Source organism: Bacillus sp. MZGC1 (genome assembly GCF_002998605.1).
Classification (GTDB): domain Bacteria; phylum Bacillota; class Bacilli; order Bacillales; family Bacillaceae; genus Bacillus.
Genome location: NZ_PVRE01000002.1, coordinates 551,321 through 576,780 on the forward strand (window position 1 = coordinate 551,321; position 25,460 = coordinate 576,780).

At 41.8% G+C, this 25,460-nt stretch carries 30 protein-coding genes; 26 read left to right on the top strand and 4 right to left on the bottom strand.

Annotated features, from left to right (window positions below):
* Window positions 1–65 precede the first annotated feature (65 nt).
* The 6 genes from cyoE (at window position 66) to ctaG (ending at window position 6,233) form a co-directional block, all read left to right on the top strand.
* A complete protein-coding gene (gene cyoE / locus C6Y06_RS08010) occupies window positions 66–983 on the top strand; it encodes a heme o synthase (RefSeq protein ID WP_003211774.1) in 918 nt (305 codons plus the stop codon).
* A 279-nt stretch (window positions 984–1,262) separates the two neighbouring features.
* A complete protein-coding gene (coxB, locus tag C6Y06_RS08015) occupies window positions 1,263–2,330 on the top strand; it encodes a cytochrome c oxidase subunit II (protein ID WP_034662616.1) in 1,068 nt (355 codons plus the stop codon).
* A 170-nt stretch (window positions 2,331–2,500) separates the two neighbouring features.
* Entirely contained in the window at window positions 2,501–4,372 is a 1,872-nt protein-coding gene (ctaD, locus tag C6Y06_RS08020) for a cytochrome c oxidase subunit I (RefSeq protein ID WP_106036764.1), read from the top strand.
* Window positions 4,372–4,992 carry a cytochrome c oxidase subunit III gene (gene ctaE / locus C6Y06_RS08025; RefSeq protein ID WP_034662610.1) on the top strand — a complete coding sequence of 207 codons (621 nt, stop codon included), beginning with the start codon at window positions 4,372–4,374 and terminating at the stop codon, window positions 4,990–4,992. Before ctaD ends, ctaE begins: the two co-directional genes overlap by 1 nt.
* A 2-nt stretch (window positions 4,993–4,994) precedes the next feature.
* Entirely contained in the window at window positions 4,995–5,324 is a 330-nt protein-coding gene (gene ctaF / locus C6Y06_RS08030) for a cytochrome c oxidase subunit IVB (RefSeq protein ID WP_003211520.1), read from the top strand.
* 30 nt (window positions 5,325–5,354) lie between these two features.
* On the top strand, window positions 5,355–6,233 hold the full coding sequence (ctaG, locus tag C6Y06_RS08035; RefSeq protein ID WP_060596178.1) for a cytochrome c oxidase assembly factor CtaG: 879 nt from the start codon (window positions 5,355–5,357) through the stop codon (window positions 6,231–6,233).
* Between the two features lie 79 nt (window positions 6,234–6,312).
* On the opposite strand, the gene C6Y06_RS08040 is transcribed toward ctaG, so the two are convergent.
* Window positions 6,313–6,678, bottom strand: a complete 366-nt coding sequence (locus C6Y06_RS08040) for a YugN family protein (RefSeq protein WP_060596179.1) — start codon at window positions 6,676–6,678, stop codon at window positions 6,313–6,315.
* 161 nt (window positions 6,679–6,839) lie between these two features.
* On the opposite strand from C6Y06_RS08040, the gene C6Y06_RS08045 reads away from it, so the two are divergent.
* From C6Y06_RS08045 to coaD, 9 genes are all read left to right on the top strand, one after another.
* The gene (locus C6Y06_RS08045; protein ID WP_034663862.1) at window positions 6,840–7,262 is read left to right on the top strand and encodes a CBS domain-containing protein; all 423 of its coding nucleotides are present in this window, start codon (window positions 6,840–6,842) and stop codon (window positions 7,260–7,262) included.
* 122 nt (window positions 7,263–7,384) lie between these two features.
* Window positions 7,385–8,428, top strand: a complete 1,044-nt coding sequence (locus tag C6Y06_RS08050) for a CAP domain-containing protein (RefSeq protein ID WP_060596180.1) — start codon at window positions 7,385–7,387, stop codon at window positions 8,426–8,428.
* A 108-nt stretch (window positions 8,429–8,536) separates the two neighbouring features.
* Entirely contained in the window at window positions 8,537–8,950 is a 414-nt protein-coding gene (locus tag C6Y06_RS08055; protein WP_034662600.1) for a YlbD family protein, read from the top strand.
* Between the two features lie 19 nt (window positions 8,951–8,969).
* Window positions 8,970–9,218 carry a YlbE-like family protein gene (locus C6Y06_RS08060; RefSeq protein ID WP_034318044.1) on the top strand — a complete coding sequence of 83 codons (249 nt, stop codon included), beginning with the start codon at window positions 8,970–8,972 and terminating at the stop codon, window positions 9,216–9,218.
* Between the two features lie 72 nt (window positions 9,219–9,290).
* Window positions 9,291–9,698 carry a hypothetical protein gene (locus C6Y06_RS08065; RefSeq protein ID WP_060596181.1) on the top strand — a complete coding sequence of 136 codons (408 nt, stop codon included), beginning with the start codon at window positions 9,291–9,293 and terminating at the stop codon, window positions 9,696–9,698.
* Between the two features lie 57 nt (window positions 9,699–9,755).
* Entirely contained in the window at window positions 9,756–10,205 is a 450-nt protein-coding gene (gene ricF, locus C6Y06_RS08070; RefSeq protein ID WP_007499807.1) for a regulatory iron-sulfur-containing complex subunit RicF, read from the top strand.
* 66 nt (window positions 10,206–10,271) lie between these two features.
* Window positions 10,272–10,544 (top strand): YlbG family protein, encoded by a 273-nt coding sequence (locus C6Y06_RS08075; protein ID WP_003212137.1) that lies wholly within the window; start codon window positions 10,272–10,274, stop codon window positions 10,542–10,544.
* A 280-nt stretch (window positions 10,545–10,824) separates the two neighbouring features.
* Window positions 10,825–11,412, top strand: coding sequence for a 16S rRNA (guanine(966)-N(2))-methyltransferase RsmD (gene rsmD, locus C6Y06_RS08080; protein WP_258182064.1), 588 nt, complete (start codon window positions 10,825–10,827; stop codon window positions 11,410–11,412).
* 3 nt (window positions 11,413–11,415) lie between these two features.
* Window positions 11,416–11,898: a pantetheine-phosphate adenylyltransferase gene (coaD, locus tag C6Y06_RS08085; RefSeq protein WP_106036765.1), complete on the top strand. Its 483-nt coding sequence runs from the start codon at window positions 11,416–11,418 to the stop codon at window positions 11,896–11,898.
* A gap of 13 nt (window positions 11,899–11,911) precedes the next feature.
* On the opposite strand, the gene ylbJ is transcribed toward coaD, so the two are convergent.
* Entirely contained in the window at window positions 11,912–13,120 is a 1,209-nt protein-coding gene (gene ylbJ / locus C6Y06_RS08090) for a sporulation integral membrane protein YlbJ (protein WP_106036766.1), read from the bottom strand.
* A 158-nt stretch (window positions 13,121–13,278) separates the two neighbouring features.
* Between ylbJ and C6Y06_RS08095 the strand changes: the two genes are divergently transcribed.
* Together C6Y06_RS08095 and C6Y06_RS08100 are read left to right on the top strand one after the other, a co-directional pair.
* On the top strand, window positions 13,279–14,058 hold the full coding sequence (locus C6Y06_RS08095; protein WP_034662583.1) for a patatin-like phospholipase family protein: 780 nt from the start codon (window positions 13,279–13,281) through the stop codon (window positions 14,056–14,058).
* A 4-nt stretch (window positions 14,059–14,062) separates the two neighbouring features.
* Window positions 14,063–15,091 (top strand): SepM family pheromone-processing serine protease, encoded by a 1,029-nt coding sequence (locus C6Y06_RS08100; protein ID WP_060596185.1) that lies wholly within the window; start codon window positions 14,063–14,065, stop codon window positions 15,089–15,091.
* 38 nt (window positions 15,092–15,129) lie between these two features.
* Here C6Y06_RS08100 and C6Y06_RS08105 read toward each other — a convergent pair whose 3' ends face one another.
* Complete coding sequence (locus tag C6Y06_RS08105) at window positions 15,130–16,374, bottom strand: nucleotidyltransferase (protein ID WP_060596400.1); 1,245 nt, start codon at window positions 16,372–16,374, stop codon at window positions 15,130–15,132.
* A 206-nt stretch (window positions 16,375–16,580) separates the two neighbouring features.
* Between C6Y06_RS08105 and C6Y06_RS08110 the strand changes: the two genes are divergently transcribed.
* From C6Y06_RS08110 to gerR, 3 genes are all read left to right on the top strand, one after another.
* Window positions 16,581–17,099 (top strand): YceD family protein, encoded by a 519-nt coding sequence (locus C6Y06_RS08110; protein WP_034662575.1) that lies wholly within the window; start codon window positions 16,581–16,583, stop codon window positions 17,097–17,099.
* A gap of 26 nt (window positions 17,100–17,125) precedes the next feature.
* Window positions 17,126–17,299, top strand: coding sequence for a 50S ribosomal protein L32 (gene rpmF / locus C6Y06_RS08115; protein WP_008354700.1), 174 nt, complete (start codon window positions 17,126–17,128; stop codon window positions 17,297–17,299).
* A gap of 138 nt (window positions 17,300–17,437) precedes the next feature.
* On the top strand, window positions 17,438–17,977 hold the full coding sequence (gene gerR / locus C6Y06_RS08120) for a sporulation-specific transcriptional regulator GerR (RefSeq protein ID WP_060596186.1): 540 nt from the start codon (window positions 17,438–17,440) through the stop codon (window positions 17,975–17,977).
* A gap of 46 nt (window positions 17,978–18,023) precedes the next feature.
* Here the strand turns inward: gerR and C6Y06_RS08125 are convergent, their stop codons facing one another.
* Entirely contained in the window at window positions 18,024–18,503 is a 480-nt protein-coding gene (locus C6Y06_RS08125; protein WP_106036768.1) for an N-acetyltransferase, read from the bottom strand.
* Between the two features lie 210 nt (window positions 18,504–18,713).
* Between C6Y06_RS08125 and C6Y06_RS08130 the strand changes: the two genes are divergently transcribed.
* The 6 genes from C6Y06_RS08130 to C6Y06_RS08155 all read left to right on the top strand — a co-directional run bounded on the left by C6Y06_RS08130 (window position 18,714) and on the right by C6Y06_RS08155 (window position 25,400).
* Window positions 18,714–19,613, top strand: a complete 900-nt coding sequence (locus C6Y06_RS08130; RefSeq protein ID WP_106036769.1) for a 2-dehydropantoate 2-reductase — start codon at window positions 18,714–18,716, stop codon at window positions 19,611–19,613.
* A 65-nt stretch (window positions 19,614–19,678) separates the two neighbouring features.
* Complete coding sequence (gene bshC / locus C6Y06_RS08135) at window positions 19,679–21,298, top strand: bacillithiol biosynthesis cysteine-adding enzyme BshC (RefSeq protein WP_106036770.1); 1,620 nt, start codon at window positions 19,679–19,681, stop codon at window positions 21,296–21,298.
* A 128-nt stretch (window positions 21,299–21,426) separates the two neighbouring features.
* Window positions 21,427–21,858 carry a division/cell wall cluster transcriptional repressor MraZ gene (gene mraZ, locus C6Y06_RS08140; protein WP_060596189.1) on the top strand — a complete coding sequence of 144 codons (432 nt, stop codon included), beginning with the start codon at window positions 21,427–21,429 and terminating at the stop codon, window positions 21,856–21,858.
* Window positions 21,859–21,924: 66 nt separating this feature from the next.
* The gene (rsmH, locus tag C6Y06_RS08145) at window positions 21,925–22,857 is read left to right on the top strand and encodes a 16S rRNA (cytosine(1402)-N(4))-methyltransferase RsmH (RefSeq protein ID WP_003210993.1); all 933 of its coding nucleotides are present in this window, start codon (window positions 21,925–21,927) and stop codon (window positions 22,855–22,857) included.
* A 37-nt stretch (window positions 22,858–22,894) separates the two neighbouring features.
* Window positions 22,895–23,242: a cell division protein FtsL gene (gene ftsL / locus C6Y06_RS08150; protein WP_012009864.1), complete on the top strand. Its 348-nt coding sequence runs from the start codon at window positions 22,895–22,897 to the stop codon at window positions 23,240–23,242.
* Window positions 23,243–23,249: 7 nt separating this feature from the next.
* Window positions 23,250–25,400 (top strand): penicillin-binding protein, encoded by a 2,151-nt coding sequence (locus C6Y06_RS08155; protein WP_223251443.1) that lies wholly within the window; start codon window positions 23,250–23,252, stop codon window positions 25,398–25,400.
* Window positions 25,401–25,460: the final 60 nt, after the last annotated feature.

Genomic DNA, 25,460 nt, shown 5'->3' on the forward strand with positions numbered 1-25,460 from the left:
AGAGTTGTAACGAATTTACGTTTCATTTGTTCGTTTGAAGGTTTGGGCAAGGGAGGTTATACACATTGGCAAATTCCAAAACAGCCGCGGAAGCAGCTATTCATGGACAAATAGAAGAAACAACAGCTTGGAAAGATTTTCTTGCTCTGATTAAAATGGGCATCGTCAATTCCAACTTCATTACAACATTTACTGGAATGTGGCTTGCTTTTTATTTTACAGGTATGAGTTTCCTTGGGAATCTTGATATTGTGCTGTTAACAATGATTGGTTCTTCTCTTATTATTGCCGGTTCATGCGCCATTAATAATGCGTTTGACCGTGATATTGATATATTAATGGAAAGAACAAAAACAAGACCGACGGTTACAGGTAAGATTCAGCCGGGGCAAGCGTATGCATTTGGTATTTTGCTTGTTGTACTTGGACTCATCATGCTTCTGATGACAACCATAACATCAGCAGTGATTGGTTTTATCGGAGTCTTTACTTATGCAGTTCTTTACACCATGTGGTCTAAACGTCATTACACCATCAATACCGTTATTGGAAGTGTATCTGGTGCGGTGCCGCCATTAATCGGCTGGACAGCTGTCACAGGTACAATTGACACAACGGCTTGGGTTTTGTTTATGATTATGTTCATTTGGCAAATCCCCCACTTCCTGTCACTTGCGATTAAGAAAACGGAAGATTACCGTAAGGCAGGTATTCCAATGCTGCCAGTCGTTTATGGCTTTGAAGTCACGAAACGCCAAATTATCATTTGGACAGCATGTCTTCTTCCACTTCCATTTTTCTTAGGTGGATTAGGATGGCCGATTGTCGCACTTGGCACATTGCTGAATATTGGATGGCTCGTCATTGGCCTTATGGGCTTTAAAATGAAAGACGTCATGAAGTGGTCAACGCTCATGTTCGTTTATTCATTAAACTACTTAACCATCTTTTTCGTCGCGATGATTATCATTACACTATTCTAGAGTAAAATACACTTTGATCACATCAAAACAATGGCTATATCTTATAACACAACATTTTCTAACAACTATGAAAGCCGCCTGATATTCAGTTCTATTTAGGCGGCTTTCTGTTTATACATAGATGGTATTTTGAGTAAAAACATCATTTTTTTATGAAAAGAGGAAATGTAAGTGCTTTTATAAGAGGCGGGGGTTATGAATGGGTGAAAAGTGATTTTATAAATAAGAGGTAAAAAGCGAAAGGCAAAGGAGATCAAGCAAAAGGGGTTGGGACAAATTATGATAAGAAAATGGCGTGTTTATTCACTGTTTCTCTTACTGACGCTCGTTTTGGCGGGCTGTGGTGAACCATACTTATCAACACTCAAACCAGTTGGGGAAGTAGCAGATAAACAGTTTTTCCTAACGGTACTGAGTACACTCATTATGGTTCTTGTCGTCATTGTTGTATCGATCATTTTCTTTTACGTCATCATTAAATTCAAACGTTCTAAAGTGGGAGAAGATACGATTCCAAAGCAGGTGGAAGGGAACCGTAACCTAGAAATTACGTGGACAGCGATTCCGATTCTTCTCCTCATTATTCTCGTTGTGCCTGTTGTGGCATACACGCTTGAGCTTGGGGATACAAGCGCTATGGATAAGAAAAAACGAGATCCTGAAAAGACACTTGTTGTCAATGTAAGAGCCAGTTTATATTGGTGGGAATTCGAATACCCTGATTATGGGATTGTCACAAGTCAGGAATTGATTGTACCGACAGATCAAAAGGTGTACTTTAAGCTGAAAGCATCCGATGTGAAACACTCTTTCTGGGTTCCATCGGCTGGCGGTAAAATTGATACAAACACAGAAAATGAAAACAAGTTTTATTTAACATTTGATTCAAAACGAACGAAAGATGCAGGAGAATATTTCTACGGGAAATGTGCAGAGCTTTGCGGTCCCTCGCATGCTTTAATGGACTTTAAAGTTAAAACGCTTTCTCAAGATGAGTTTTTGGGATGGACGAAAAAAATGGCTGATTACAAGAAGCCTACATCCACAAAAGATCTCGCACTTGAAGGTGAAAAATTATTTAAAGAGAAAAACTGCTTGAGCTGTCATGCAGTAGAGCCTGGTGACGAACGGCCGGAAGCGGCAAGGACGGCACCAAACCTTGCGACCTTCGGAGACCGAACGAAAGTAGCTGGAATCAAAGATATGAACAAAGAAAATGTGAAAGCATGGCTGAAAGATCCAGAGAGTTTTAAACCAGGGAATAAAATGACAGGGACGTACCCTAAATTAAATGACTCAGAAGCAGATGCACTTTATGAGTATTTAAAAGGACTTAAAATCGAGTAATTTCTAACGCGAATGTGCAAGAGGGTATGTGATCGATGTGAAGTTTTTGTTAAGAGCTCCCGAATATGTCTCTACAACCGAGAAGTAGCCATCTGTCAGACACAGTCTGTGTAAAGTTAAGATAGACATCTATATGAAAAGGGGCAAATGGGAGATAAGAGGGGGATTTCATGGTGAGTACAATAGCTAAAAAGCGGGGGTTTGGCGCTGTCTTATGGGATTACTTGACGACGGTTGACCACAAAAAAATTGCCGTACTATATTTAGTGGCAGGGGGATTTTTCTTTTTAATTGGCGGCCTGGAAGCGATGATTATCCGTATTCAGCTAGCCATCCCTGAAAATGATTTTGTAAGTGCAGGGTTTTACAATGAAGTCATGACGATGCATGGAACAACGATGATTTTCCTTGCAGCAATGCCGCTTTTATTTGCATTAATGAATGCGGTTGTACCCATTCAAATTGGTGCACGTGACGTAGCGTTTCCGTTTGTGAATTCACTTGGTTTTTGGCTGTTCTTTTTCGGAGGAATTTTCTTAAACCTTGGATGGTTTATGGGTGGATCACCTGATGCAGGCTGGACTGCATACGCCTCGCTCACGCTGAATTCAGAAGGGCACGGCATGGATTTCTATATTTTAGGTTTGCAGATAGCGGGTATTGGTACGCTGATTGCCGGGATCAACTTTCTTGCAACGATTATTAATATGAGAACGCCTGGTATGACGTATATGAGAATGCCGCTCTTTACATGGACGACATTTGTCGCCTCAGCACTGATTTTATTCGCATTCCCGCCACTTACAGCAGGGCTTGCGATGCTGATGCTTGATAGAATGTTTGATACGAGCTTTTTCAATCCAGAGCTCGGCGGAAATACAATCATCTGGGAGCATTTGTTCTGGATTTTCGGACACCCAGAAGTATATATCTTAATCCTGCCAGCATTCGGAATATTCTCTGAAATCATTCCAGTGTTTGCAAGAAAAAGGTTGTTTGGCTATTCGTCCATGGTGTTCGCTACTGTATTGATTGGTTTCCTTGGATTCATGGTATGGGCGCATCACATGTTCACAACAGGACTTGGTCCGATTGCCAATGCGATCTTTGCTGTAGCCACAATGGCGATTGCGGTGCCTACAGGAATTAAAGTATTCAACTGGCTGCTCACCATATGGGGCGGTAATGTGAAGTTTACAACGCCGATGCTGTATTCCGTTGCCTTTATACCGTCGTTTTTACTTGGCGGGGTAACCGGGGTCATGCTTGCAGCAGCTGCAGCAGATTATCAGTTCCATGATACGTACTTTGTCGTGGCGCATTTCCACTACGTCATTATTGGCGGGGTCGTATTCGGTATTTTAGCTGGTGTGCATTACTGGTGGCCGAAGATGTTTGGAAAAATACTGAATGAGAAGCTTGGGAAAATTGGCTTTGTGCTGTTTTTCATCGGTTTCCATTTAACCTTCTTTATCCAGCATTTTCTCGGGCTTTGGGGCATGCCGCGCCGAGTCTTTACATTCCTGCCAGGTCAGGGGCTAGACCTTGGGAACTTGATCAGTACGATTGGGGCACTGTTTATGTTTGTAGCTGTTGTCATCATGCTGATTAACATCATCTGGACTACAGCAAAAGGAGAGCGTGTATCGGGCGATCCTTGGGGAGACGGAAGAACGCTTGAATGGGCAGTGTCTTCACCTCCGCCAGAATACAACTTTAAACAGCTTCCGCTTGTCAGAGGACTAGATCCATTATGGATTGAAAAAATGGATGGTAAAACAGGAATGACAGCATCTGAACCGCTCGATGATATTCACATGCCGAATAATTCCATCTTACCTGTCATTATCTCATTCGGTCTATTTGTTTCAGCGTTTGGCTTCATGTATCGTCAAGAGCACAGCTGGGGACTTCCAGTGATTTTCATTGGTCTTGGCATTACATTTGCGACCATGCTGGTTCGCTCTCTTAAAGATGATCATGGGTACCATATTCACAAAGAAGATTTGACCGATGACGATGATAAAGGGGTGAAAGCATAATGGAACCACAAAAAATGACAGCAGAAACCTTTCCGGCTTCTCCTGAGAAAGCCACGTTAGAAGGAAAGAATAAGTTCGTCGGATTCTGGTTGTTTCTTGGGGGAGAAACCGTTCTGTTTGCATCGCTCTTTGCCACGTATTTGGCGCTGAAAAACTCTAATGCAGGCGGAGCAAAAACAACTGATATGTTTGATCTCACACTTGTCTTTATTGCCACGATGCTTCTGCTGACGAGCAGTTTAACGAGTGTGTATGCAATGTATCATATGAAAAACTTTGCCTTTAAAAAGATGCAGCTTTGGCTTGGCGTGACTGTGCTATTAGGTGCTTCATTTCTAGGGGTTGAGATTTATGAGTTCTATCATTATGTGCATGCGTATGAATTTACAATTACCAGCTCAGCTCTTGGTTCTTCCTTCTATACACTTGTCGGAACTCACGGGGCTCACGTCGCCTTCGGACTTTGCTGGATTACCGCTCTTATGATTCGAAATATGAGACGCGGACTCGATTTATACAATGCGCCGAAATATTATGTGGCAAGTCTGTATTGGCACTTCATTGATGTTGTGTGGGTCTTCATCTTTACCGTTGTATATTTAATGGGAATGGTGGGATAAGAATGGGAAATAAAAACACAAATCAGTCTAAAGTCGATCTTGTATACCGTAAAAAGAAAAATGCCGAAGAAATGAAGCATCAGCTCATTTCTTTCGGCTTGATGATTGGATTAACCTTTGTTGCCTTTTTAACAATTGCTTCAGAAGACGTTGGGAACTGGTTCGCAGTACCATTTATTTTATTGCTTGCAGTTATTCAGGTGGCTTTTCAGCTTTATTATTTTATGCACATGAACCAAAAAGGGCATGAAACACCCGCATTGTTTCTTTACTCAGGTGTGTTTGTCGCGTTTATTACCGTATTAGCCTTTTTGACCATTATTTGGTGGTAAGCCCGCTTTGCCCTTGAAGGAGGCGCAGCAATGGAGAACTTAGAAATATTCGGATTTCGGGCATTATGGAGCCCTTACTATTTGACTAGTATTGTCATAGCAGCTGCTCTTTATCTGCTTCTTGTGACAAAGGGAAAGCACCGTGCGACGGTGAAAGAGAAAACGTTGTTTCTGACGGGGCTTGTCCTGTTATACGCCGTGAAAGGAAGCCCAATTGATTTAATGGGGCATATTATGTTTAGTGCACATATGGCGCAAATGGCGGTGCTCTATTTAGTCATTCCGCCTCTCCTTATTACAGGATTACCTGCGGCCATTTGGGAGCGGATCATACAAACACCAGGCATTCAGCAAATTTTTCGTTTGTTTTCCAAGCCTTTAATTGCATTGCTTGGATTTAACGGATTGTTTTCGATGTATCACATTCCGCTTGTGTTTGATTTTGTGAAAACAGATCCGTTTTATCATGCGTTGATGACGGTGGTCATTTTTATCGCTGCCTTTTTCATGTGGTGGCCGCTCGTTCATAAAGTCCAAAGTCAGCCGCAGATTACAGGCATTTTAAAGCTTGGTTATATCATGGCAGACGGAATATTGATGACTCCTGCGTGTGCTCTCATCATGTTTAGTGAGGCACCGATCTATGCAACCTATTCTGATGCTGGCGCTTGGATACAGGCACTGCACTTATGCGTGCCAAGTGATATGCTGGCAGGCCTTGCGCTCACAGGTCCTGAAATGTTCCATACCTTGCCTCTGCTAGAGGACCAGCAGCTAGGCGCGATTTTGATGAAAATTATTCAGGAGATTGTGTACGGCTCGATCCTTGCTGTTGTGTTCTTTGACTGGGCAAGAAAAGAAAGAGCGAAAGATGCCGTACCAGATGCGCTGATTCCGAAATATGAATGAAAAAAGCACAGCCGTATGGCTGTGCTCAGATTGTTGACAAAGGGCTAAAATGATCTTGATTTTAGCCCTTTGTCTTCTTTTATGCTTCAGCAGTCATTGCTTCTAGTTTATCTTTCAGCTGTTCAAGCGTTTTCTTGCTTGATTGGATGAGAGATTTAGGGAAATCTTCGCCTTCGCCGTATTCAACACCGTGCGGATAATAATGTTTTCCAAGTAAAGGTGTTAGAAGCTGTATGTGTGCTCTTTTGGAACCAACATCTCCTTCGGTGGCGTAGCCGGAAATCCGTAAATAAAAGGTTCCCTCTACCATGTTATACTTTCTGTCGTACGTCACACGCTCATAATCCCATTGATCGGCTCGTACAAATCCTTCACTTTCCATGATGAAATCTAATTTATTTAAGTCAGCTGCTACCTTTTCAATCCCCGTACCTTCAAACTTCACCCAAAACCCCTCCTTATAAAAATTCCCTTTACTGACAATCATAGTATGAAAGCGTTAAACTTTCAACTGTGAAAGGTATGTTCTTTTATAACCTGGTTACAGTAATAAAGAAAATAATAGATGGAGGAATCGATGTGAAAACGAAAAAAATCAAAGATATTATGACAAAAAAAGTAGTGACATGTCAGCAAGACGACAATACGTATGAAGCGGCAGTCAAAATGAGAGACGCGGACATTGGGGCCATTCCGGTGGTTGACGGAGATCAGCTCGTTGGCATAGTGACAGACCGTGACCTTGTACTCAGAGGCATTGCAGAAAAAAAGCCAAACTCACAGGAAGTGGGCTCGCTGATGACGAAGGAAGTACTGACAGCTGAAGAAGATGCAACGCTTGAAGAAATTGTCCGGCTGATGTCAGAGCACCAGCTCCGCCGCATTCCTGTTGTGAAAAATGGCGCATTAACAGGGATTGTCGCTCTTGGAGATTTATCAGTCGAAGATTTATCAAATGATCGCGCGGGAGATGCACTGACAGAAATCTCTCAACAGGATCAAGATCACGGGCAAGGATTTCTTCATTAAGAGGGGCATATTTTAAATTCGTGTTAAATAGGCTGTATTGTCGTTGATAAATGAAGCGAGTTTTGTTTAAATGACAGTAGAAGGTACTTTTTGTACCTTGCCAATTTAACGGAGGTGTTTATTTGAAAACTGTGCTCAAAACACTCCTCATCCTCCTGATTATATCTGGAACGTACGTTCTGTTTATTCAATATGGATCTTCACCAGAAAAAGAAAACAGCAATGAACCGAAGGTGTCTAATGAAGAAACATCTAGCGATAAGCCGATCAACATCCCGAAAAAGGGGCTCATGTCCTTTATGGGGAAATCTTCAAACGAAGTGCTTAAACAGCTGGGAGAACCAGATCGCATTGATCCTTCCGCATATGATTATGACTGGTGGATATACAACCAATCGAAGAAGCACTATATTCAAGTAGGGGTAAAGGATAGTAAAGTGGTGACCCTGTTTGCAACAGGAGACGGGCTCAATGTCGAACCGTTTAAAATCGGTCAAGCCACAAGTGAAGTATTTAAAAAAACACAAATTGCACCTTACATTCATGTAGAGGATGAACAAAATTCATACCGCTTTGAATTCTCAGAAGATGATATGAATACAAGACCCACTGTGAAAGTGGGAGATGATGTGTATGTTCAGCTTTACATGGATAAGTTTGAAAGCACTCTTTCAAGTATCAGGGCGTTTAACGCAGATACATTTGTGAAACAAAAGCCATATGAGGTCGTCTATCGTGGTCAATTGATAGAACCTGAGGCAATATCAGGTGAAAAATGGAAAGAGATCGAAGCTTCCAGTCAAAAACAAATTTTTGATATGACCAATATTATCCGTCATAAGTACAAACTGCCGACCTTAAGGTGGGATGATGAAACCTCTGAAGTGGCATTCATGCATAGTGAGGACATGAAAGAGAATCATTATTTCTCCCATGAATCAAAAAAATACGGTACGCTGAAAGATCGGTTAGAAAGAGGCGAGGTGGCATTTCAGCTCGCAGGTGAAAACATTGCCTATAATTATGTAGATGGACCTGCAGCGGTAGAAGGCTGGCTCAATAGTGAAGGTCATAGGAAGGCGTTATTAAATAAAGATTACACACACCTTGGCGTAGGTGTGAAAGAAAAATACTACACTCAAAACTTCATCAAGAAAACATCTTAAACGAAAGCAGCTGCACAATCGCAGCTGTTTTTTTGATTGAAAAAGAGGCTCACCAAAATAGCTGCTGGTGTATATAGTATAGTAGGCATTTGTATGGGGGGTGAGGATATGACAAACAAACAAAAACAAACATCCATTGATGAATTTAAACAATTCGTCAGACGCCATCCGAAGTTAATTCAAGAAGTGCAAACGCAAGAAAAAAGCTGGCAAAGTGTATACGAAAATTGGATCATGTTTGGTGAAGAAGACGAGATGTGGTCTCCTTACCGGCAAACGCAATCTGAAGGCGGTAAAGAAGAAAAAGCCTCTAAGCCAAGTGAATTGGGAAAAGCAGATTTTATGTCTAAAATGGTTTCTGCCGTGAAAAAAATGGACGCTGATCAAATGAATGAACAAATCAACAAAATGAGCCAGTCTATTTCCTCTTTACAAAGCTTACTCGGACAATTTTCATCAAATGGCTCAAAGAAAGGTTCATCTGGAGGCAGTCAGCACCCATTCTCCTTCAGGAAAGATTAATTGAAAGGGGATGCTTTTGGTGCGGAAAGAAGTACAGGAGTTTGTCATGGCCGAAGAGGATCGAATCAAATTCATCAGACAGCGTCCTCTCTGGTACAGACAGCTGACTCGACATCCTGAAAAGCTATCGTCCTTTGAATTAGATAAAATGAATTTTTACGAAAAAACCATTCCTCATCGTGTGAGTCAGTTGAGCAACAGTGTTCAAATGGCTGAAATGATGATTCAAATGTTCCAAGCAATGCGCAATCAAAATGGAGCCGGGTGAGGCTTTTTTGAGTTGATTAAGATGTCTATTTCCTGAGCATCCTATAAAAGTAGATGAAAGGAGAATCAGAAGATGAAATGGATGCTGTCAATATGCGCATTGCTTTTTCTTGTCACCGGGTGTCAAAGTCAACATGGAGAGAAGCAAGTCATGAAGCAAGATCCAGCTGTACCAGTGATGCAGCAAGCCGAAAGCGAAATGAAGCAGCAAGGCTTTTTAAAATACAAAGTGCAGGGGTCTTCTGTCTATATAGAAAGTACACTACAAGATTTTCATCTTGAACCTTCGCGTCTAAAAAAGAATGAGAAGACGGGATATTTTACAGTGTATGTAGACGGAAAACGTGCAGGCAATGAGTATACTGCTGCATTTGTGGTCAAGCATCTTTCAAAAGGAAAGCATAAAATGACCGTTGTGCTCAATTCTCGTCATCCAGAATATAAGCAGAAAAGAGAAACATGGGATGTATTTGTCACGTAAAAGCATTTTCTGATCCATAGGTTTCGTGGTAAACTATGAATTGGAGGTGCAACATTTATGTATGCGACAATCGAATCTGTGGAGCTCCAAGAGGAAGCGAATCAATTGGCTGCCATGATTCTTCAGTCGGAGGAGGCTGAACATTACCGCAACTGCTTTAAGCGTCTCCAGCAAGACGAAGAAGCCCAACAAATTATTGCCCATTTTACAAAAGTAAAAGAGCAATATGAGGATGTGCAGCGGTTCGGCAAATACCATCCGGACTATAGAACGATCTCAAAGGAAATGCGTGAGGTCAAAAGAAAGTTAGATCTTCACGATACAGTGGTTGATTTCAAAAAAGCAGAAACAGCGATTCAATCCATCTTAGATGAGATTAGTATTGAAATCGGTCAAGCTGTATCAGCATATATCAAAGTTCCAACAGGGAACCCATATTTTGATGGTCTATCATCATGCGGCGGTGGCTGTGGATCAGGTGGCAGCTGTGGCTGTAAAGTATCTTGACGAGACTTGAATGTCTCGTCTTTTACATAATGACTGAAAAGAATTGAAAAAGCGGCAGGTGAAAAGATGGAAACCAAACGTCAAGGGATGGTCGTTTGGCTGCATTCGTTAAAGCAGTCAAAGGCGCTAAGAAAATTTGGAAATGTTCACTATATTTCAAGGAAAATGAAGTATGCAGTGATCTATTGTGATATGAATGATCTCGAGCGTCATATGGCTAAGCTCAGCTCATTGCCATTTGTGAAGCGTGTTGAGCCTTCATATAAACCTTTTATTAAATTAGAGTACGAATCCAAATTGGACAAAGCAAAAGAGTATGATTATAAAGTGGGCTTTTAAAGACACAAAAAAATCCCCGCGGCATCACCCGCGGGGTCCTTCTATTCTTAATGATTCATTAAGGAGAAGGCAAAGGGAGAGGAGAAACCGGAGGAAGAACTTATGGGGAAACGTAAGTCTTCTCCGCGGTTGGCAACAGCACCACATCAGATGCTGTTATAAATAGTATGACCCCGCATTCCTTGATCTATACATAGAAAATGAATGAAAATCCTTGCATTGTCCCCTGCGGAGTGTTGTGGTAAGATAATGTTGAATTTTTTGTCATAAACAATAACCAATAGAAGCAAGCAGAAAAAGTGGTGGGAAAATGAGAGTCATCTCTGGAACGAGAAAAGGCCGCACACTTAAAGCGGTACCAGGTCAATCAACAAGACCGACGACAGATAAAGTAAAAGAATCTATATTTAATATGATCGGCCCGTATTTTGATGGCGGATGGGCCCTTGATTTATTTGCGGGAAGCGGTGGTTTAGGAATTGAAGCGCTTTCCAGAGGATTCGATCATTGCATTTTCGTTGATCGAGATATGAAGGCAATTCAGACGATTAAAGGAAACCTCAACCAATTGTCGCTGCTCGATCAAAGTGAAGTGTTTCGAAACGAGGCAAAGCGTGCACTCTCAGCCGTTGTGAAACGAGAGGAATCCTTTCAAGCGATCTTTCTTGATCCGCCTTATAAAGATCAACAGCTGAAAGCACTTCTTGAAATGATTGACGAGCATGCCTTATTAACAGATGACGGCGTGATCGTGTGTGAGCATGATAAGGACGTCACACTGCCAGAGGAAGCTGGACAGCTTTACATATCAAGACAGGAACTGTACGGGTTGACTGGTATTACGATCTATAGAAAGCGGGGAAATTAAAGCATGGGAAACATAGCCGTTTGTCCGGGTAGCTTTGATCCAGTCACATTGGGCCATTTGGATATCATCAAAAGAGGTGCAAATATCTTTGATGAAGTGTATGTATGTGTACTAAATAACTCATCCAAACAACCGTTATTTACCGTTGAAGAACGGTGTGAGCTCATTCGCCAGGCGACGAAGGATCTGCCAAATATCAAAGTTGAATCCTTTCACGGTCTGCTTATTGATTATGCGAAACAAAAAGAAGCCAAAGTTATTTTACGCGGATTAAGAGCTGTGACGGACTTTGAATATGAAATGCAAGGCACATCAATGAATAAAGTGTTAAACGATGAAATTGAAACGTTTTTCATGATGACCAACAATCAATATTCCTTCTTAAGTTCCAGCATTGTCAAAGAAGTAGCGAAATATCATGGATCAGTCAAAGATCTTGTCCCAAAAGAGGTAGAAGCAGCGCTGAAAGAAAAATTTAAAGGATGAGTGCACCGTGCACTCATCCTTTTTTAAATTTCTGATAGTATAGCGCGATATACAAGATCAAGCTGCATAGCGTGATCAATGGGCCAGCTGTCACAAGCTGATTCCAAAGCACACTGCTGTACACGACGACCTGCTGGCTTGCTTCAAAGGCACCTGCTGGGAGAGCCATGTCAGATCGAGAGACATAAAGAGGCTTGAACAATAAAAAGGCAAAAACAGCTGCATAAATTCCGTGAAGCAAACGAGCGAAGAAAAACGGTTTAAAGCGTATATCTGTTGCCGCCAGAATGCCAGCGACCTGAGCTTGAACAGAAAACCCGCTGAATCCTAATATAAAGCTGACGACAATCGTTTTAGCAAGAAGGGTGACTTCCTGTGACCCTGTCAGCTGACTTCCTAATGTGATTTCAAATAAACCGGCAATCATCGCAAGATCTAATTCTGGCGGAAGATGCATCGTTTGCAGCATATATCCGATCCCTATGGATAAGAGGTCCGTCACATGAACAACTGACAGCATTTTACTAAATACAGAAAATAAGATAATAAAGCCGCCAATCATAAAGAGAGTTTGGACTGATGACATCACCGCATCACTTAAAATTTGGCCGAGCGGTCTTTTCTCTGCGAGTCTTGCTGTATGAAGAGCGCTGAATGCCTCTTGAAACGATGGAAATAAAAATCGCTTACGGCTTCTCAGATGTGCATCATGCCGCGCTTTATATCCCCGCATCGTCACACCAACAGCGAGATTCCCTAAATAATGTGCGCATGCCAAAACAATCCCTAAAGCTGGATGATGAAAAAAACCAACAGCCACCGCACCGAAAATAAACAATGGATTCGATGAATTTGTAAAAGAAACGAGGCGCTCTGCTTCGATTTGTGTCAGTTGTCCTTCCTGCCTGAGTCTTGTGGTTAATTTCGCACCAGAAGGGAAGCCTGATGCCATTCCCATTGCTAGGACAAATCCCCCTACACCAGGCACTCGAAAGATGGGGCGCATAAATGGCTCTAATAATACCCCGACAAATCTGACAATCCCGAAACTAATTAATAGCTCGGACAAAATAAAAAAAGGAAGCAATGATGGAAATACAACCTCCCACCACATTGCAAGTCCATTTTTAGACGCTTGCAAAGAGGCTTGTGGATGTGTAATCACAGTGGCTGTTAAAAAGATAAAAAAAGCAGCGATGAACAGAGTGTTCCATTTTTTCATGGAGATTTCGCCCCTTGCTGTTATGATCTATTGGCGAGCTCGTGATCAAAAAAGAAAGACACTAGCCGAGCCTGTCTTCTATTACTATACGAGCAGAAGGGGCATGTTTAGACCAATAGATTCGTATATATGCATAGAAAAGAGGAGGGTGGATTTTCATGAGGCGACCAGTCATTGGACTTGCGTTAGGCTCCGGGGGTGCGAGGGGAATGGCGCATATCGGAGTTTTATCTAGTCTTGAGAAACAAGGAATTCAGGTAGATATGATCGCTGGCAGCAGTATTGGCGCACTTGTTGGGAGCTTTTATGCGGCAGGACAAGACGTAGAAAAAATGAAAAAACTTGCACTTGTCTTCAGAAGAAAGTATTATGCTGACTATACACTGCCAAAAATCGGTCTTTTAAAAGGGAATCGAATGTTGCAGCTGATTCACACGTTTACATATGGGAAGAAATTTGAAGAATTAAGAATGCCCCTTGCGGTGGTTGCCTGTGACCTCGAGACAGGGGAGAAGGTCGTGTTTAAAAAAGGGTCTGTTTCACAAGCAGTCAGAGCAAGCATCAGCATTCCGGGCGTGTTTGTTCCTCATGAAATGGGCGGCAGACAGCTAGTCGATGGAGCGGTTGTTGACCGCATTCCTGTGTCTGTTTTAAAAGAAATGGGCGCAGACCTCATTATCGCCTCTGATGTATCAAGGGTGAAAAAAACAGAAAAGGCGACGAGATTATCGGATGTGATTATGCAAAGTTTGGACATCCTTCAAAATGAATTGGTCCGCCATCAAACCATTCACGCTGATGTCATGATCCGGCCGAGGCTTGAAACATTTAGCTCGAGTGCATTTACACAGGTGCAGGAGATGATTGAAGCAGGTGAGCTCGCCGCAGATCAACTAACAGGTAAACTGAAAGATGTCATTGATAAATGGGAGTGTTAATCGAATGAAAAAATTGAATATTCGCTGGCTCAGCTTTTTTGTCGTTATCCTTGTATTATTTGGCTTAACCTTTGTCAAACTGCCATATTACGTGACAAAGCCGGGTGATGCAACCGAGATTGCTCCCCACATTCAAGTAGACGGCGGATATGACGAGAAGGGCAGCTTCTCACTTATGACGATAAAAGTAGGTCCAGCCAATCCGTATACGTATTTGCTTGCGAAAATGAATAAATATGACGAGATCGTCCCGGAAGAAAATATTAAAGCGGACGGGGAGTCGGATGAAGATTATATGAAAAGGCAGCTTCAGCTGATGAAAAGCTCTCAAGAAAATGCCATGATTGCAGCGTATACAAAAGCAGGCAAAAAAGTAGATTATACGTTTAACGGGGTATATGCTAGCTACGTGATGAAAGGAATGCCTGCTTACGGCAAAATTGAAGTGGGCGACCGAATCAAAAGCGTTGATGGCAAGACCTATGATTCTGCTGATAAAATGGTTTCGTATATCAGCAGCAAAAAAGCAGGTACATCTGTCCGTTTTGTCCTTGAACGAAATGGCAAAGACATCACGGAGAAAGTGACGTTAAAACCATTTAAAGAAGAGCCGAATCGAGTTGGAATCGGTGTATCATTATTTACAGATCGAAATGTGAAAGTCTCGCCTTCCATTAAGGTGGATATTGAAAATATCGGCGGCCCATCAGCAGGTCTCATGATGTCACTTGAAATTTATAACCAGCTCACAAAAGAAGACGAAACACATGGCTATGCGATTGCGGGAACGGGGACGATTGACGCCGATGGAACGGTCGGTCCAATTGGCGGAATCGATCAAAAGGTCGTGGCGGCAGATAAAGCCGGAAAAGATATATTCTTTGCACCAAACGATAAAGGTGATTCAAATTCAGACTACCGAAATGCTGTCAAAACAGCGAAAGATATTAAAAGTGATATGAAAATTGTGCCTGTAGATACGATGCAAGATGCCCTGAACTATTTAAACAAATTAAAAGAGAAAGCATCTTAATCAAAGAAGAGCAGCCTTCATCAAGGCTGCTCTTTTTGTTAAGACTGGAAGAGACCAGTCTCTTCATCATATCGGATCGGTGAGGTTTTAAACTCCGCTTCCGTTAAGTCCGTTTGCATTGGCTCACTAACGGGCAGGCTGAAGACGCGGGACGCGCGAATATCAAGATCAAGTGCGGGATGTGAAAAGGCAGACAGCTTGCTTATGAGCGGCACGTCCAATTCTTTTTTCACAAGAGATAAGTATTGCTGCCCTTTCTTTGACATACCAAGTAAACGAATGTAAGGCGCTTCTCTCTCTTTCAGCAGCTCATGCATGGCACTCTTTTTCACCCTCATTAAGAGATGTGTATTCATCCGCTGCAGCCTTGTCCACGTATATCGTTTTGTTTTCACAAGAGATAGATATTCCTCGTAGGAGGACGCATGTGAAATCGCCTTTTGCATGCGGTGTTCGATGCCTTCTTCGATTTCATAGATGCCTTCTAGTTCTGCTGTATCCATTGTGTGAAAGACTTGTTTTAAGAAGCTAAAGTAGGCTTCTTGCGTATGTAAAAGACCATAAGAAGAATGATAGTCATGTAATTGCTTGAGCGTAGCTTCTGGGAGATATGGGGCGACTGTTTCAAATGTGCCGTGATCTTTTAAGGCTTTTCGTATACTTGTTGCGCTTGCGATTTTCTGATTTTTAGGAAGTTCTTCATCATGATAACCAGATGAAATCCTTTGAGAGGTAAAGGGCTGCATGTGAGGGGATCTCTCCAAGATGGCTTTGACATAATGGAAACCTAAAATGTTATTTGGCTTGGACAGATCCAGTAAGTGCTTAGGATCAATCACCTCTTGAAACGCAGCTGCTGCAGCTGCTGGATAACTAAGGCCTTCTTTCACCTTTTCTTTTGTGAAAAGGTCAATTTCTCCTTTTTTCTCAAGCCAAGCATGAGCCGTTCGCTCAAATGCTTTAATGTCACCATCCTCGCTGCCGAAAAAAAGGGAGCGGCATTTTAAAGCATCTAGAATCGCCACAGCACCGTTTGCAAAGGTTTCTGCCTTTTGCACTGCGTATATGTATGGAAGCTCACACACAATGTCTACACCGTTTTGCAGCGCCATTTTTGTCCGCGCCCATTTTGAGACGATGGCAGGCTCACCACGCTGGAGGAAGGAACCGCTCATGACGGCAATGGCAACATCTGAGGAGGTATGTGTTTTCGCCTGACGAACATGATAGGCATGTCCATAATGAAATGGATTATACTCGACAACGACTCCTGTTGCTTTCAATAGATGTTCCGCCTTTCTTGCTATGGTTAAATGGTCTATGCTAAAGTAGCATAAGGGAAAAATGAAGCCCATTTTTTTCAGTGTAGGCATTCCGCGAACTGATGTCAAACAACCCTCTGACATCACAAAGGACTGTAAAGAAAAAATATTGACAAATAACATGATGAAAGCTATAATCATGTTTGTTGCTCTTAGAGGTGATACAATTGAAATGGACAGTTTATCAGTTACATCAAAAAGCTAAAAACAGCTTCGATTTTCATGAGACGGTTGACTTAAATGAACTTACTAGCCTTCATTCAGATATACGTCGCATTTCACCGGTAGAGGTGAAAGGGACTGGAGTGATCGAATCAAAGCAAGTCGCATTTGATTTAACCATCACAGGTGAAATGACATTGCCTTGTTCAAGAACGCTTGTTGATGTAAATTATCCATTTGCGATTTCAACGAAAGAACTATTTGTACTTCATAAGACAGACGATATAGAAGATGAAGACGTTTCTATTGTAGAAGACGACATCATCGACTTAACGCCTATAGTCAAGGAAGAAATTCTTCTTGAAGTGCCGATGCAAATCTTTTGCGACCAAACGGATGTAAAAGGTGCTGCACCACAAGAAGGGAATGACTGGGCGGTCATTTCGGAAGATGCACATCAAAACCGAATTGATCCGCGTCTGGAAGGCTTGAAGAAGCTCTTAGAAGAAAATAATGAATCTTAACTTAACTCTTTAAGGAGGTGGGAATAATGGCTGTACCTTTTAGAAGAACTTCTAAAATGAAAAAAAGATTGCGTCGTACGCATTTCAAACTACAAGTACCTGGTATGGTAGCTTGCCCAGAATGCGGTGAAATGAAAATTTCTCATCGTGTCTGCAAATCTTGCGGAACATACAAAGGCAAAGACGTAAAAAGTAACTAATGCTTGATAAAAAAACGTGAGGGAATCTTCCCTTGCGTTTTTTTATTTGTCTATTTTTTAGGTTTCTCTCCTGCAAATAGTCTATCTACTCTAGTAGGCGCATATGATGTGGTATTCAGATTCAGGGGGGATGATCAATTGACGATTACAAGGCAGGACGCATGGACACAAGATGAAGATTTACTTTTAGCAGAAGTCGTCTTAAGGCACATTCGAGATGGAGGAACGCAGCTTTCCGCATTTGAGGAAGTCGGGAAAGCATTGTCAAGAACAGCTGCAGCATGTGGTTTCAGGTGGAACTCATACGTTAGAAAACAATATCAGGCAGGCATAGAGCTGGCGAAAAAACAGCGGAAAGAACTGCGTAAAAAAATCGGTATTCATTCCTCTGGTTTACCACAGCATGCGTTAACCATAGAAGAGAAGACATCTTCAATTCAGGCTGAATTGACCCTTCGAGAAGTGATTCAGTTTTTAGAGCAGCTTGAAAAAGAACCTGATGGACCTGCTCATTTACGCGAGGAACTGGCAGATGCACAGCATCAATTGAAGTCACTTACAGAAGAAAATGAACACTTAAAGCGGCAATTAAAAATGACAGAAGAAGATTACCGGGCACTCATTGGTATTGTTGAAAGAGTCAAACAGAATATCAGCTTAAAAGAATATGCTAAATAAAGAGACGCCCCTCACAGAGAAAGGAGGGGCGTTTTGTGATCAGTCTTTAAGCGGATTCACCTGTATTTTTTTGAATATGTGCGGGCTCCCAGATGAGTGGATTTTCACCCTTATCGCGCTCCATATCATATTTTACTGCTTCAAAGCCCATTTTATCCCAAAAACCGGCAGATTTGACGCGTGGATTGGTCCGAATTGGCAATCCGAACGATTTGGCGAATTCAACAAGTGCTTCGCCGTACCCTTTGCGCTGATACCCAGAAAGCACTTCCAGCTTCCACAGCTCTAAATAATCATGGTTGTGGTTAAAATACGTTGTCGTTGAGCCGTCCACTTGATAAAGGCTCATACGTGCCACTAGCTTATCTCCAAAATAAATCCCATAAAATGGAGAGTTGCTGTCATTTTCAATCATATTGCTTTCAAGGTCTTCAAGCATGGATAGCTCTTGTATGCCGTATTCCTTAAATTGTTTAAATTCCTCTAAAGTTTTGTAATTAATTAGAAGTCGTTTTACTTGTGCCATATGATCTTCCCCCTTACACACATAATGTCGACAGTGATGTCATTGAAGGCGTTTTCATCCCACCCGCCTCGAAAAGTTTTTACACTTATTATTATAGTTTTTAAATTAAAAAAATTCAATCATAGCGCGCCATCTGCTTTTTGCATCACGACAAGAACCTGTTACAATAATTGATATAATGAAGTAAACAGAAAAAGGGAAGTGCGGCAGTTGAACATTGGAATCATTGGCGGCGGTGCGATTGGTCTGCTTTGTGCTAGTTATTTATCACAGCATCATGACATCACGGTCTTTACAAGAAGAAAAGAGCAGGCAGAAGAGATTCGAGCATCAGGCATTCAGCGAACAGTAAAAGGAGAAACATGTCAGGCGGCTGTTCATGCACAGACAGGAATAACAGGAGTATTTGATTTGCTCATCGTGACAGTGAAATATCATCATTTGCAAGATGTGCTCGATGAATTATCGACATTACCTCGTCAGCGTATCTTATTTTTACAGAACGGAATGGCTCACTTATTAGATTTGGAGAATTGGAAAACGGCACATTCATTATATATAGGTGTGGTAGAACACGGGGCTATGAAGATGTCAGATCATGCAGTGAACCATACAGGTATTGGTGTCATCAAGTGGGGGGCATTTCAGCATGAGGAAGCAGCTGATATAAAAAATGCATTGAATGAGACATCATCTCATTTTCAGATGATCTATACGGATGAATGGAAAAAGGTGCTGGAGGAAAAACTGCTTGTCAATGTCTGTATTAATCCGCTGACGGCTTTGCTGCATGTGAGAAACGGGAAATTGATCGCAAACCCCTCATATGAATACATGATGAAATGTGCATTTGATGAAGCGGTATCCATCTTGGGATTGTCTGAAAAAGAGCGGCTCTGGCCTTATGTCATCTCTGTTTGTGAGAAAACGGCTGCGAATCAGTCGTCTATGCTTCAAGATATTGTGAAAGGCCGCCAAACCGAAAGAAAAGCCATCGTTGGCTATCTTTTAAAAAAGGCTCAAGTTCAAGGTGTTGCGGCGCCACATCTCACTTTCTTTTATCGAAGCTTGGAAGTATTGGAAAAAAAGCAAACAAAATCTTTTGAGTGAGATCATTTACATGCTATACTTTTTTCGGGAAACTAACTATTTATTGAAGAAAGGAAGTTCTAAACATGCAATTGACTGAACTTTCCATCCGAAGTCAGAATTTATTCATACGTGATTATATAGAAGAAAAAAAAGAGATGACGACTTTTTTTGATTATGATATACATTCTGAGCACACATGGAAAAAGAGATACGACGATCTCATGGAAATGAGCTTCCCGCGCGAGGCTTTAGCGGATTATATGAGCGCATACCATGCAAAGTTTGAATCGGCAGCGATGCGTCAGAACATTGAAAAGATCCGTGATGAACGGAGTGTCATGGTGGTTGGAGGACAGCAGGCTGGTCTATTAACAGGACCGCTTTATACCATACATAAAATCATATCCATCATTCAGTTTGCAAAAGAAAAAGAAACAGAGCTTGGAATCCCAGTGATTCCGGTCTTTTGGGTAGCCGGTGAGGATCATGACGTAGATGAAATTAATTTTGTGTACACGTCTGGCGAAAAAGAACCAGTGAAACAAAAGCTGCCATTACATAACGTCAAAAAAGCGGCTGCGAAAAGAATCCCGCTTGATCAAGAAAAAACCGAGAAATGGCTCCGTGATGTGTTTTCAACATATGAAGAATCTGCGTACACCAATGACTTGCTCGATCAGCTTCTTCGATGTTTACGCAAATCACAAACCTTTACTGATTTCTTTGAATGGATTGTAAGTGACCTCTTTGAAGAAGATGGACTGCTTTTATTTAATTCAGGTGACTTAGGTGTAAAACCACTTGAGCGTGCGTTATTCAAGCACATTGTTGAGACAAATGATGCAGTCACTGCTCGCTTAAAAGACACGCAGGCCGCCATGAAACGAGCAGGATATCAGCCGATCATTGAAGCTGGTGACAGTCAGGCAAACCTATTTTACGAATATGATGAGGAACGTTTCCTAATTGAGAAAGAGAACGGCCGGTTTTCTATATCAGAAGTGGGGCTTACATGGACAAAGGAAGAGCTTCTGCAGGAAGTTGAGGAGCACCCAGAACGGTTTAGCAACAATGTGGTGACGCGTCCCTTGATGCAGGAAAGCCTTCTCCCAACACTTGCTTTTATGGCAGGACACGGTGAGGTTAACTATTGGGGAGAACTGAAAGGAATCTTTGAGCATTTTAAATTAAAGATGGCGCCTGTTCTTCCAAGACTGCATGTGACCATTCTTGAAAGGCACATCAACAAGAAACTGCCGGTTAGAGAACTGTCGGTAGAAGAAGTGCTGACAAGCGGAGTGAATGAAAAGAAAGAAGCGCACTTTGAACAAAGTCTTCCAGACAGCTTTGTTCAAGCAGTTCAACAGGCCAAACGTGAATTAGCGAATGCTCATGGTGTGATGAGACAAGAAGCACTGGAGATTGAACCAAACTTCGAGCAGCTGCTAGATAAAAATGCCAAATTTATCGAAGACCAGCTTCAATTTGTTTATCAAAAGGTGGCGCAGCGTGTGGAAGAGAAGGAAGGATATATCCTTCGGGACTTTGAACGGATTGAAAATAGTTTAAAACCACTGGACGCCCCGCAAGAAAGAATTTGGAATATCATGTATTTTTTAAATAAATATGGACCAGAATTCTTCAAAACGTTCAAAAATCTGCCATTTTCATTTCAAAACAAGCAACAAATTGTCAAACTTTGAAATAAAGTTTTAATGAACCCTGACTAGTTCAGGGTTTTTTTTTATGTAGAAACAGTGTAGAATAAGTTTTGTGGAGAGAAGTGGTGGATAGTGGAGAGTAAGGGTGAGAAAGTGGGGCTCTGATTATCATGTTCATGGGTGAATACCAGCATACGATTGATTCAAAAGGGCGCATGATCATCCCTGCTAAATTTAGAGACGGTCTCGGAGAACAGTTTGTGCTGACGAGAGGGCTTGATCAATGTTTATTTGGCTACCCTATGAGTGAGTGGAAACTAATCGAAGAGAAACTCAAAGCACTACCGCTAACGAAAAAAGATGCACGTGCGTTTACCCGGTTCTTCTTCTCTGGCGCAGTCGAATGCGATCTGGACAAGCAGGGGCGTATAAACATCGCATCAAACCTACTCCAATATGCAAAACTCGAAAAAGAATGTGTGGTCATCGGCGTTTCAAATCGAATTGAGTTGTGGAGTAAGTCGATCTGGGAACAATATACAGAAGAGCAAGAAGATTCTTTTGCTGAAATTGCTGAAAACATGATTGGATTTGATATATAATAATCCCTTGTGCAGCAAGCTTTCTACACATTCATTTCTATTTGAAAAAGGTGGGACCATAACATCATGTTTCAACATGAGACAGTATTATTAAAAGAAACAGTTGACGGTTTAAACGTAAAAGAAGACGGTACATATGTGGACTGCACGCTGGGCGGAGCAGGTCATAGCTCATATTTACTATCTCAATTATCAGAAAAAGGAACATTGATTGGATTTGACCAAGACGATGCTGCACTGGATCATGCACGAGAGAAGCTCGCGGATTCTAAAGCGAACATTCTTTTCATAAAAAGCAACTTCCGATATTTAAAAGAACGTCTGAATGAACAAGGTATTACAAGCGTAGACGGTGTGATTTTTGACCTTGGGGTTTCATCTCCTCAGCTCGACACACCAGAGAGAGGCTTTAGTTATCACCATGATGCACCTCTTGACATGCGAATGGATCAATCAGCCGCATTGTCGGCAAAAAAAGTGGTGAATGAATGGCCATTTGAAGATCTAGTTCGGATTTTCTACAAATATGGGGAAGAAAAATTCAGCAAGCAAATCGCACGCAAAATTGAAGAAGCAAGAAAAAAAGCGCCAATTGAAACAACGGGTGAGCTTGTCGACATTATCAAAGAAGGAATTCCGGCACCTGCAAGACGAACTGGCGGACATCCAGCGAAAAGAGTGTTTCAAGCGATTCGAATTGCCGTAAATGATGAATTGAAAGTATTTGAAGAAGCACTAGAACAAGCAATAGAGTTACTCAATCCGAAGGGGAGAATTTCTGTCATTACATTCCATTCACTTGAAGACCGGATTTGTAAAAGTACATTTAGAGAAATGTCTTCTCTTCCAGAACTTCCGCACGGACTACCAGTGATTCCAGAAGGACTTGAACCAAAGCTGAAGCTGATCACGAGAAAACCGATCGTTGCATCAGAACAAGAGCTGGAACATAACAACCGTGCCCGTTCAGCGAAGCTCCGAATTGCAGAAAAAAAGTAAAACGACACCATAGATGATGATAAAAAGGAGGTTTCTTATGAGTAATTTGGCTTATCAAAGAGAAGTGAAGCAACATCAAACAGAGCAGCAAGGCCAATCGGTTGTCATTAAAAGAAGAGGTTCTATCACACTTGGTGAAAAAATCTTACTTGTCATGTTTGTCATGGCTCTTATGTGCAGCTCCATTCTCATCATTTCTAAAGCCTTTGCTGTCTATCACGCCAATATTGAAGTGCAGAAATTAGAACAGCAAGTATCTTTAGAATCGAAGAAGATCACTGAGCTTCAAAAGGAAAAAGACTTGCTGAGTGAACCAGAAAGAATCATCGAAGCCGCGAAAAAAGCAGGCTTAAGCATATCGAAAGATGTTAAGAAGGTCGATTAACATGGCGATGCCTAAAAAGAATAAAATGATGAACAGAGGCGCGGCAATTGCAAGTATTTGCTTCGCCCTGTTTTTCTTTATCATCCTAGCACGTTTTATTTATATTCAGATTACAGGAACGGTTGATGGACAAGTGTTAGCCGCCAAGGCAAATGAACAATATCAATCGAAGAAAACACTTGAAGCCAAAAGAGGATCTATTTTAGACCGGAATGGAAATGTGATTGCTGAGGATACATCTGTGTATAAGCTCATTGCGGTCATGAGCAAGAAAATGACAGTGGACCCTAAGCATCCAATGCATGTCGTCGATAAAGAAAAGACGGCAAAAGAGCTCTCAAAAGTCATCGACATGAGTGAAAATGAAATTTTAAAGCGTCTCAATACAAAAGATGCATTCCAAGTTGAGTTTGGTAAAGCGGGGAAAGATATTAGTTTTTCAACGAAGGAAAAAATTGAAAAGCTAAAGCTTCCAGGGGTCGCATTTGAAAAAGACACGAAGCGATATTATCCAAACGGCATGTTTGCTTCTAACCTGATCGGTTATGCCAGATTAGATGAGGCGACAAAGGACATGTCAGGTGCAATGGGACTTGAGAAGGCACTGAACAAATATTTAAAAGAGAAAGACGGCTATGTGACATATAACAGTGACAGAAGCGGATGGGCCTTGCCGAATAGTAAAGAAGACATTGTTGCCCCGAAAGACGGGAAAAACGTCACGCTGACCATCGATCAGAAAATTCAAGCGTTTCTTGAAGAAAGTATGACGCAGGTTGCCAAAAAGTATAAGCCGAAGAAAATCATTGCCACAGTCGTTGATCCGAAAACTGGAAAGGTTCTCGCGATGGGGCAGCGGCCAAGCTTTAATTTAAATGAACTAGACATTACGAATTATAACAATGATGTCATTTCATATGCGTTTGAACCAGGTTCAACGATGAAGATTTTTACCCTCGCTGCGGCGATCCAAGAAGGGGTCTACCAAGGCAGTGACAAATATCAATCTGGTACTTATAAAGTAGGCGGCGGCCTTGTGAGAGACCACAACAACGGAAATGGCTGGGGGGAAATTGACTTTCATCAAGGGGTTCTTCGCTCATCAAACGTGGCCTTTGCAAAGCTGGCGAAAGAAAAACTAGGCTTCACACGATACGAACAATATTTGCAGAAGTTCCATTTCTATGACAAAACGGGGATTGACTTGCCGAACGAAGCGTCTAGCAAAATCAATTATAGATACGAATATGACAAAGCATCGACGGCTTATGGTCAAGCGTCAGCCATCACACCGATTCAACAAATCGAAGCAGCCACAGCGATAGCAAACGGCGGAACAATGATGAAGCCATATGTCATTGACCATATTACAGACCCGAATACAAACAAAACGATTTTGCAGCACGAACCAACAGCAGCAGGAAAACCGATTTCATCTGATACAGCGAAGCAAGTTCGCGACATTTTAGGTGAGGTTGTTTCCTCAAAAATTGGAACAGGTCAGCCTTACCAAATCAAAGGCTTCGACGTTGCTGGAAAAACAGGAACGGGACAAATTGGCGGTGCCGGCGGTTACCTCCAAGGAAGAAACGATTACGTCTTTTCATTTATGGGAATGGCGCCAAAAGATGATCCGAAGCTGCTTGTTTATGTAGCTGTACAGCAGCCGCAGCTGTCTGAAACAGAAACAGGGTCTGCCCCGGTTTCTCAAATCTTTAACCCTGTGATGAAAAATAGTCTGCTATATTTAAATATTGCACCAACAAAAACAGACGATAAAAAATCAGGCGCAGAAAAAGTGAAACAAGAAACGATGCCTTCATTCCTGGATTTAGAAGTGAAGCAGGCGGAAACAGAAGCCAAAAATAAACACTTAGCGCCTGTTGTCATTGGAGACGGCCTCTCCATTAAACGCCAGTGGCCGAGTGCGGGCTCTGAATTCTCTGAAAGCCAGAAAGTCTTCTTGAAAACAGCAGGGAAAACCATTAAGATGCCTGATATGACAGGCTGGTCCAGAAGGGAAGTCCTTCAATATGCTTCGATTTCCGGTGTGCATATAGAAACAAATGGACAAGGATATGCTGTAAAACAAAGTGTCAAAAGTGGAGCGGAGATTTCAGACAAAGTCGTCACTGTGACATTTAAAAGCCCAAATTAACTTTAAACCTAGCAAACCGCTTGCTAGGTTTTTTCTTTTGCTCCAGCTGAATATCACGTA

Coding starts and splice junctions, on each gene's coding strand:
- coxB (WP_034662616.1), top strand. CDS start 1,263: ATGATAAGAAAATGGCGTGTTTATTCACTGTTTCTCTTACTGACGCTC.
- ctaD (WP_106036764.1), top strand. CDS start 2,501: ATGGTGAGTACAATAGCTAAAAAGCGGGGGTTTGGCGCTGTCTTATGG.
- ctaE (WP_034662610.1), top strand. CDS start 4,372: ATGGAACCACAAAAAATGACAGCAGAAACCTTTCCGGCTTCTCCTGAG.
- ctaF (WP_003211520.1), top strand. CDS start 4,995: ATGGGAAATAAAAACACAAATCAGTCTAAAGTCGATCTTGTATACCGT.
- ctaG (WP_060596178.1), top strand. CDS start 5,355: ATGGAGAACTTAGAAATATTCGGATTTCGGGCATTATGGAGCCCTTAC.
- C6Y06_RS08045 (WP_034663862.1), top strand. CDS start 6,840: ATGACAAAAAAAGTAGTGACATGTCAGCAAGACGACAATACGTATGAA.
- C6Y06_RS08055 (WP_034662600.1), top strand. CDS start 8,537: ATGACAAACAAACAAAAACAAACATCCATTGATGAATTTAAACAATTC.
- C6Y06_RS08065 (WP_060596181.1), top strand. CDS start 9,291: ATGAAATGGATGCTGTCAATATGCGCATTGCTTTTTCTTGTCACCGGG.
- ricF (WP_007499807.1), top strand. CDS start 9,756: ATGTATGCGACAATCGAATCTGTGGAGCTCCAAGAGGAAGCGAATCAA.
- C6Y06_RS08075 (WP_003212137.1), top strand. CDS start 10,272: ATGGAAACCAAACGTCAAGGGATGGTCGTTTGGCTGCATTCGTTAAAG.
- coaD (WP_106036765.1), top strand. CDS start 11,416: ATGGGAAACATAGCCGTTTGTCCGGGTAGCTTTGATCCAGTCACATTG.
- ylbJ (WP_106036766.1), bottom strand. CDS start 13,120: ATGAAAAAATGGAACACTCTGTTCATCGCTGCTTTTTTTATCTTTTTA.
- C6Y06_RS08095 (WP_034662583.1), top strand. CDS start 13,279: ATGAGGCGACCAGTCATTGGACTTGCGTTAGGCTCCGGGGGTGCGAGG.
- C6Y06_RS08100 (WP_060596185.1), top strand. CDS start 14,063: ATGAAAAAATTGAATATTCGCTGGCTCAGCTTTTTTGTCGTTATCCTT.
- rpmF (WP_008354700.1), top strand. CDS start 17,126: ATGGCTGTACCTTTTAGAAGAACTTCTAAAATGAAAAAAAGATTGCGT.
- C6Y06_RS08125 (WP_106036768.1), bottom strand. CDS start 18,503: ATGGCACAAGTAAAACGACTTCTAATTAATTACAAAACTTTAGAGGAA.
- bshC (WP_106036770.1), top strand. CDS start 19,679: ATGCAATTGACTGAACTTTCCATCCGAAGTCAGAATTTATTCATACGT.
- mraZ (WP_060596189.1), top strand. CDS start 21,427: ATGTTCATGGGTGAATACCAGCATACGATTGATTCAAAAGGGCGCATG.
- rsmH (WP_003210993.1), top strand. CDS start 21,925: ATGTTTCAACATGAGACAGTATTATTAAAAGAAACAGTTGACGGTTTA.
- ftsL (WP_012009864.1), top strand. CDS start 22,895: ATGAGTAATTTGGCTTATCAAAGAGAAGTGAAGCAACATCAAACAGAG.
- C6Y06_RS08155 (WP_223251443.1), top strand. CDS start 23,250: ATGCCTAAAAAGAATAAAATGATGAACAGAGGCGCGGCAATTGCAAGT.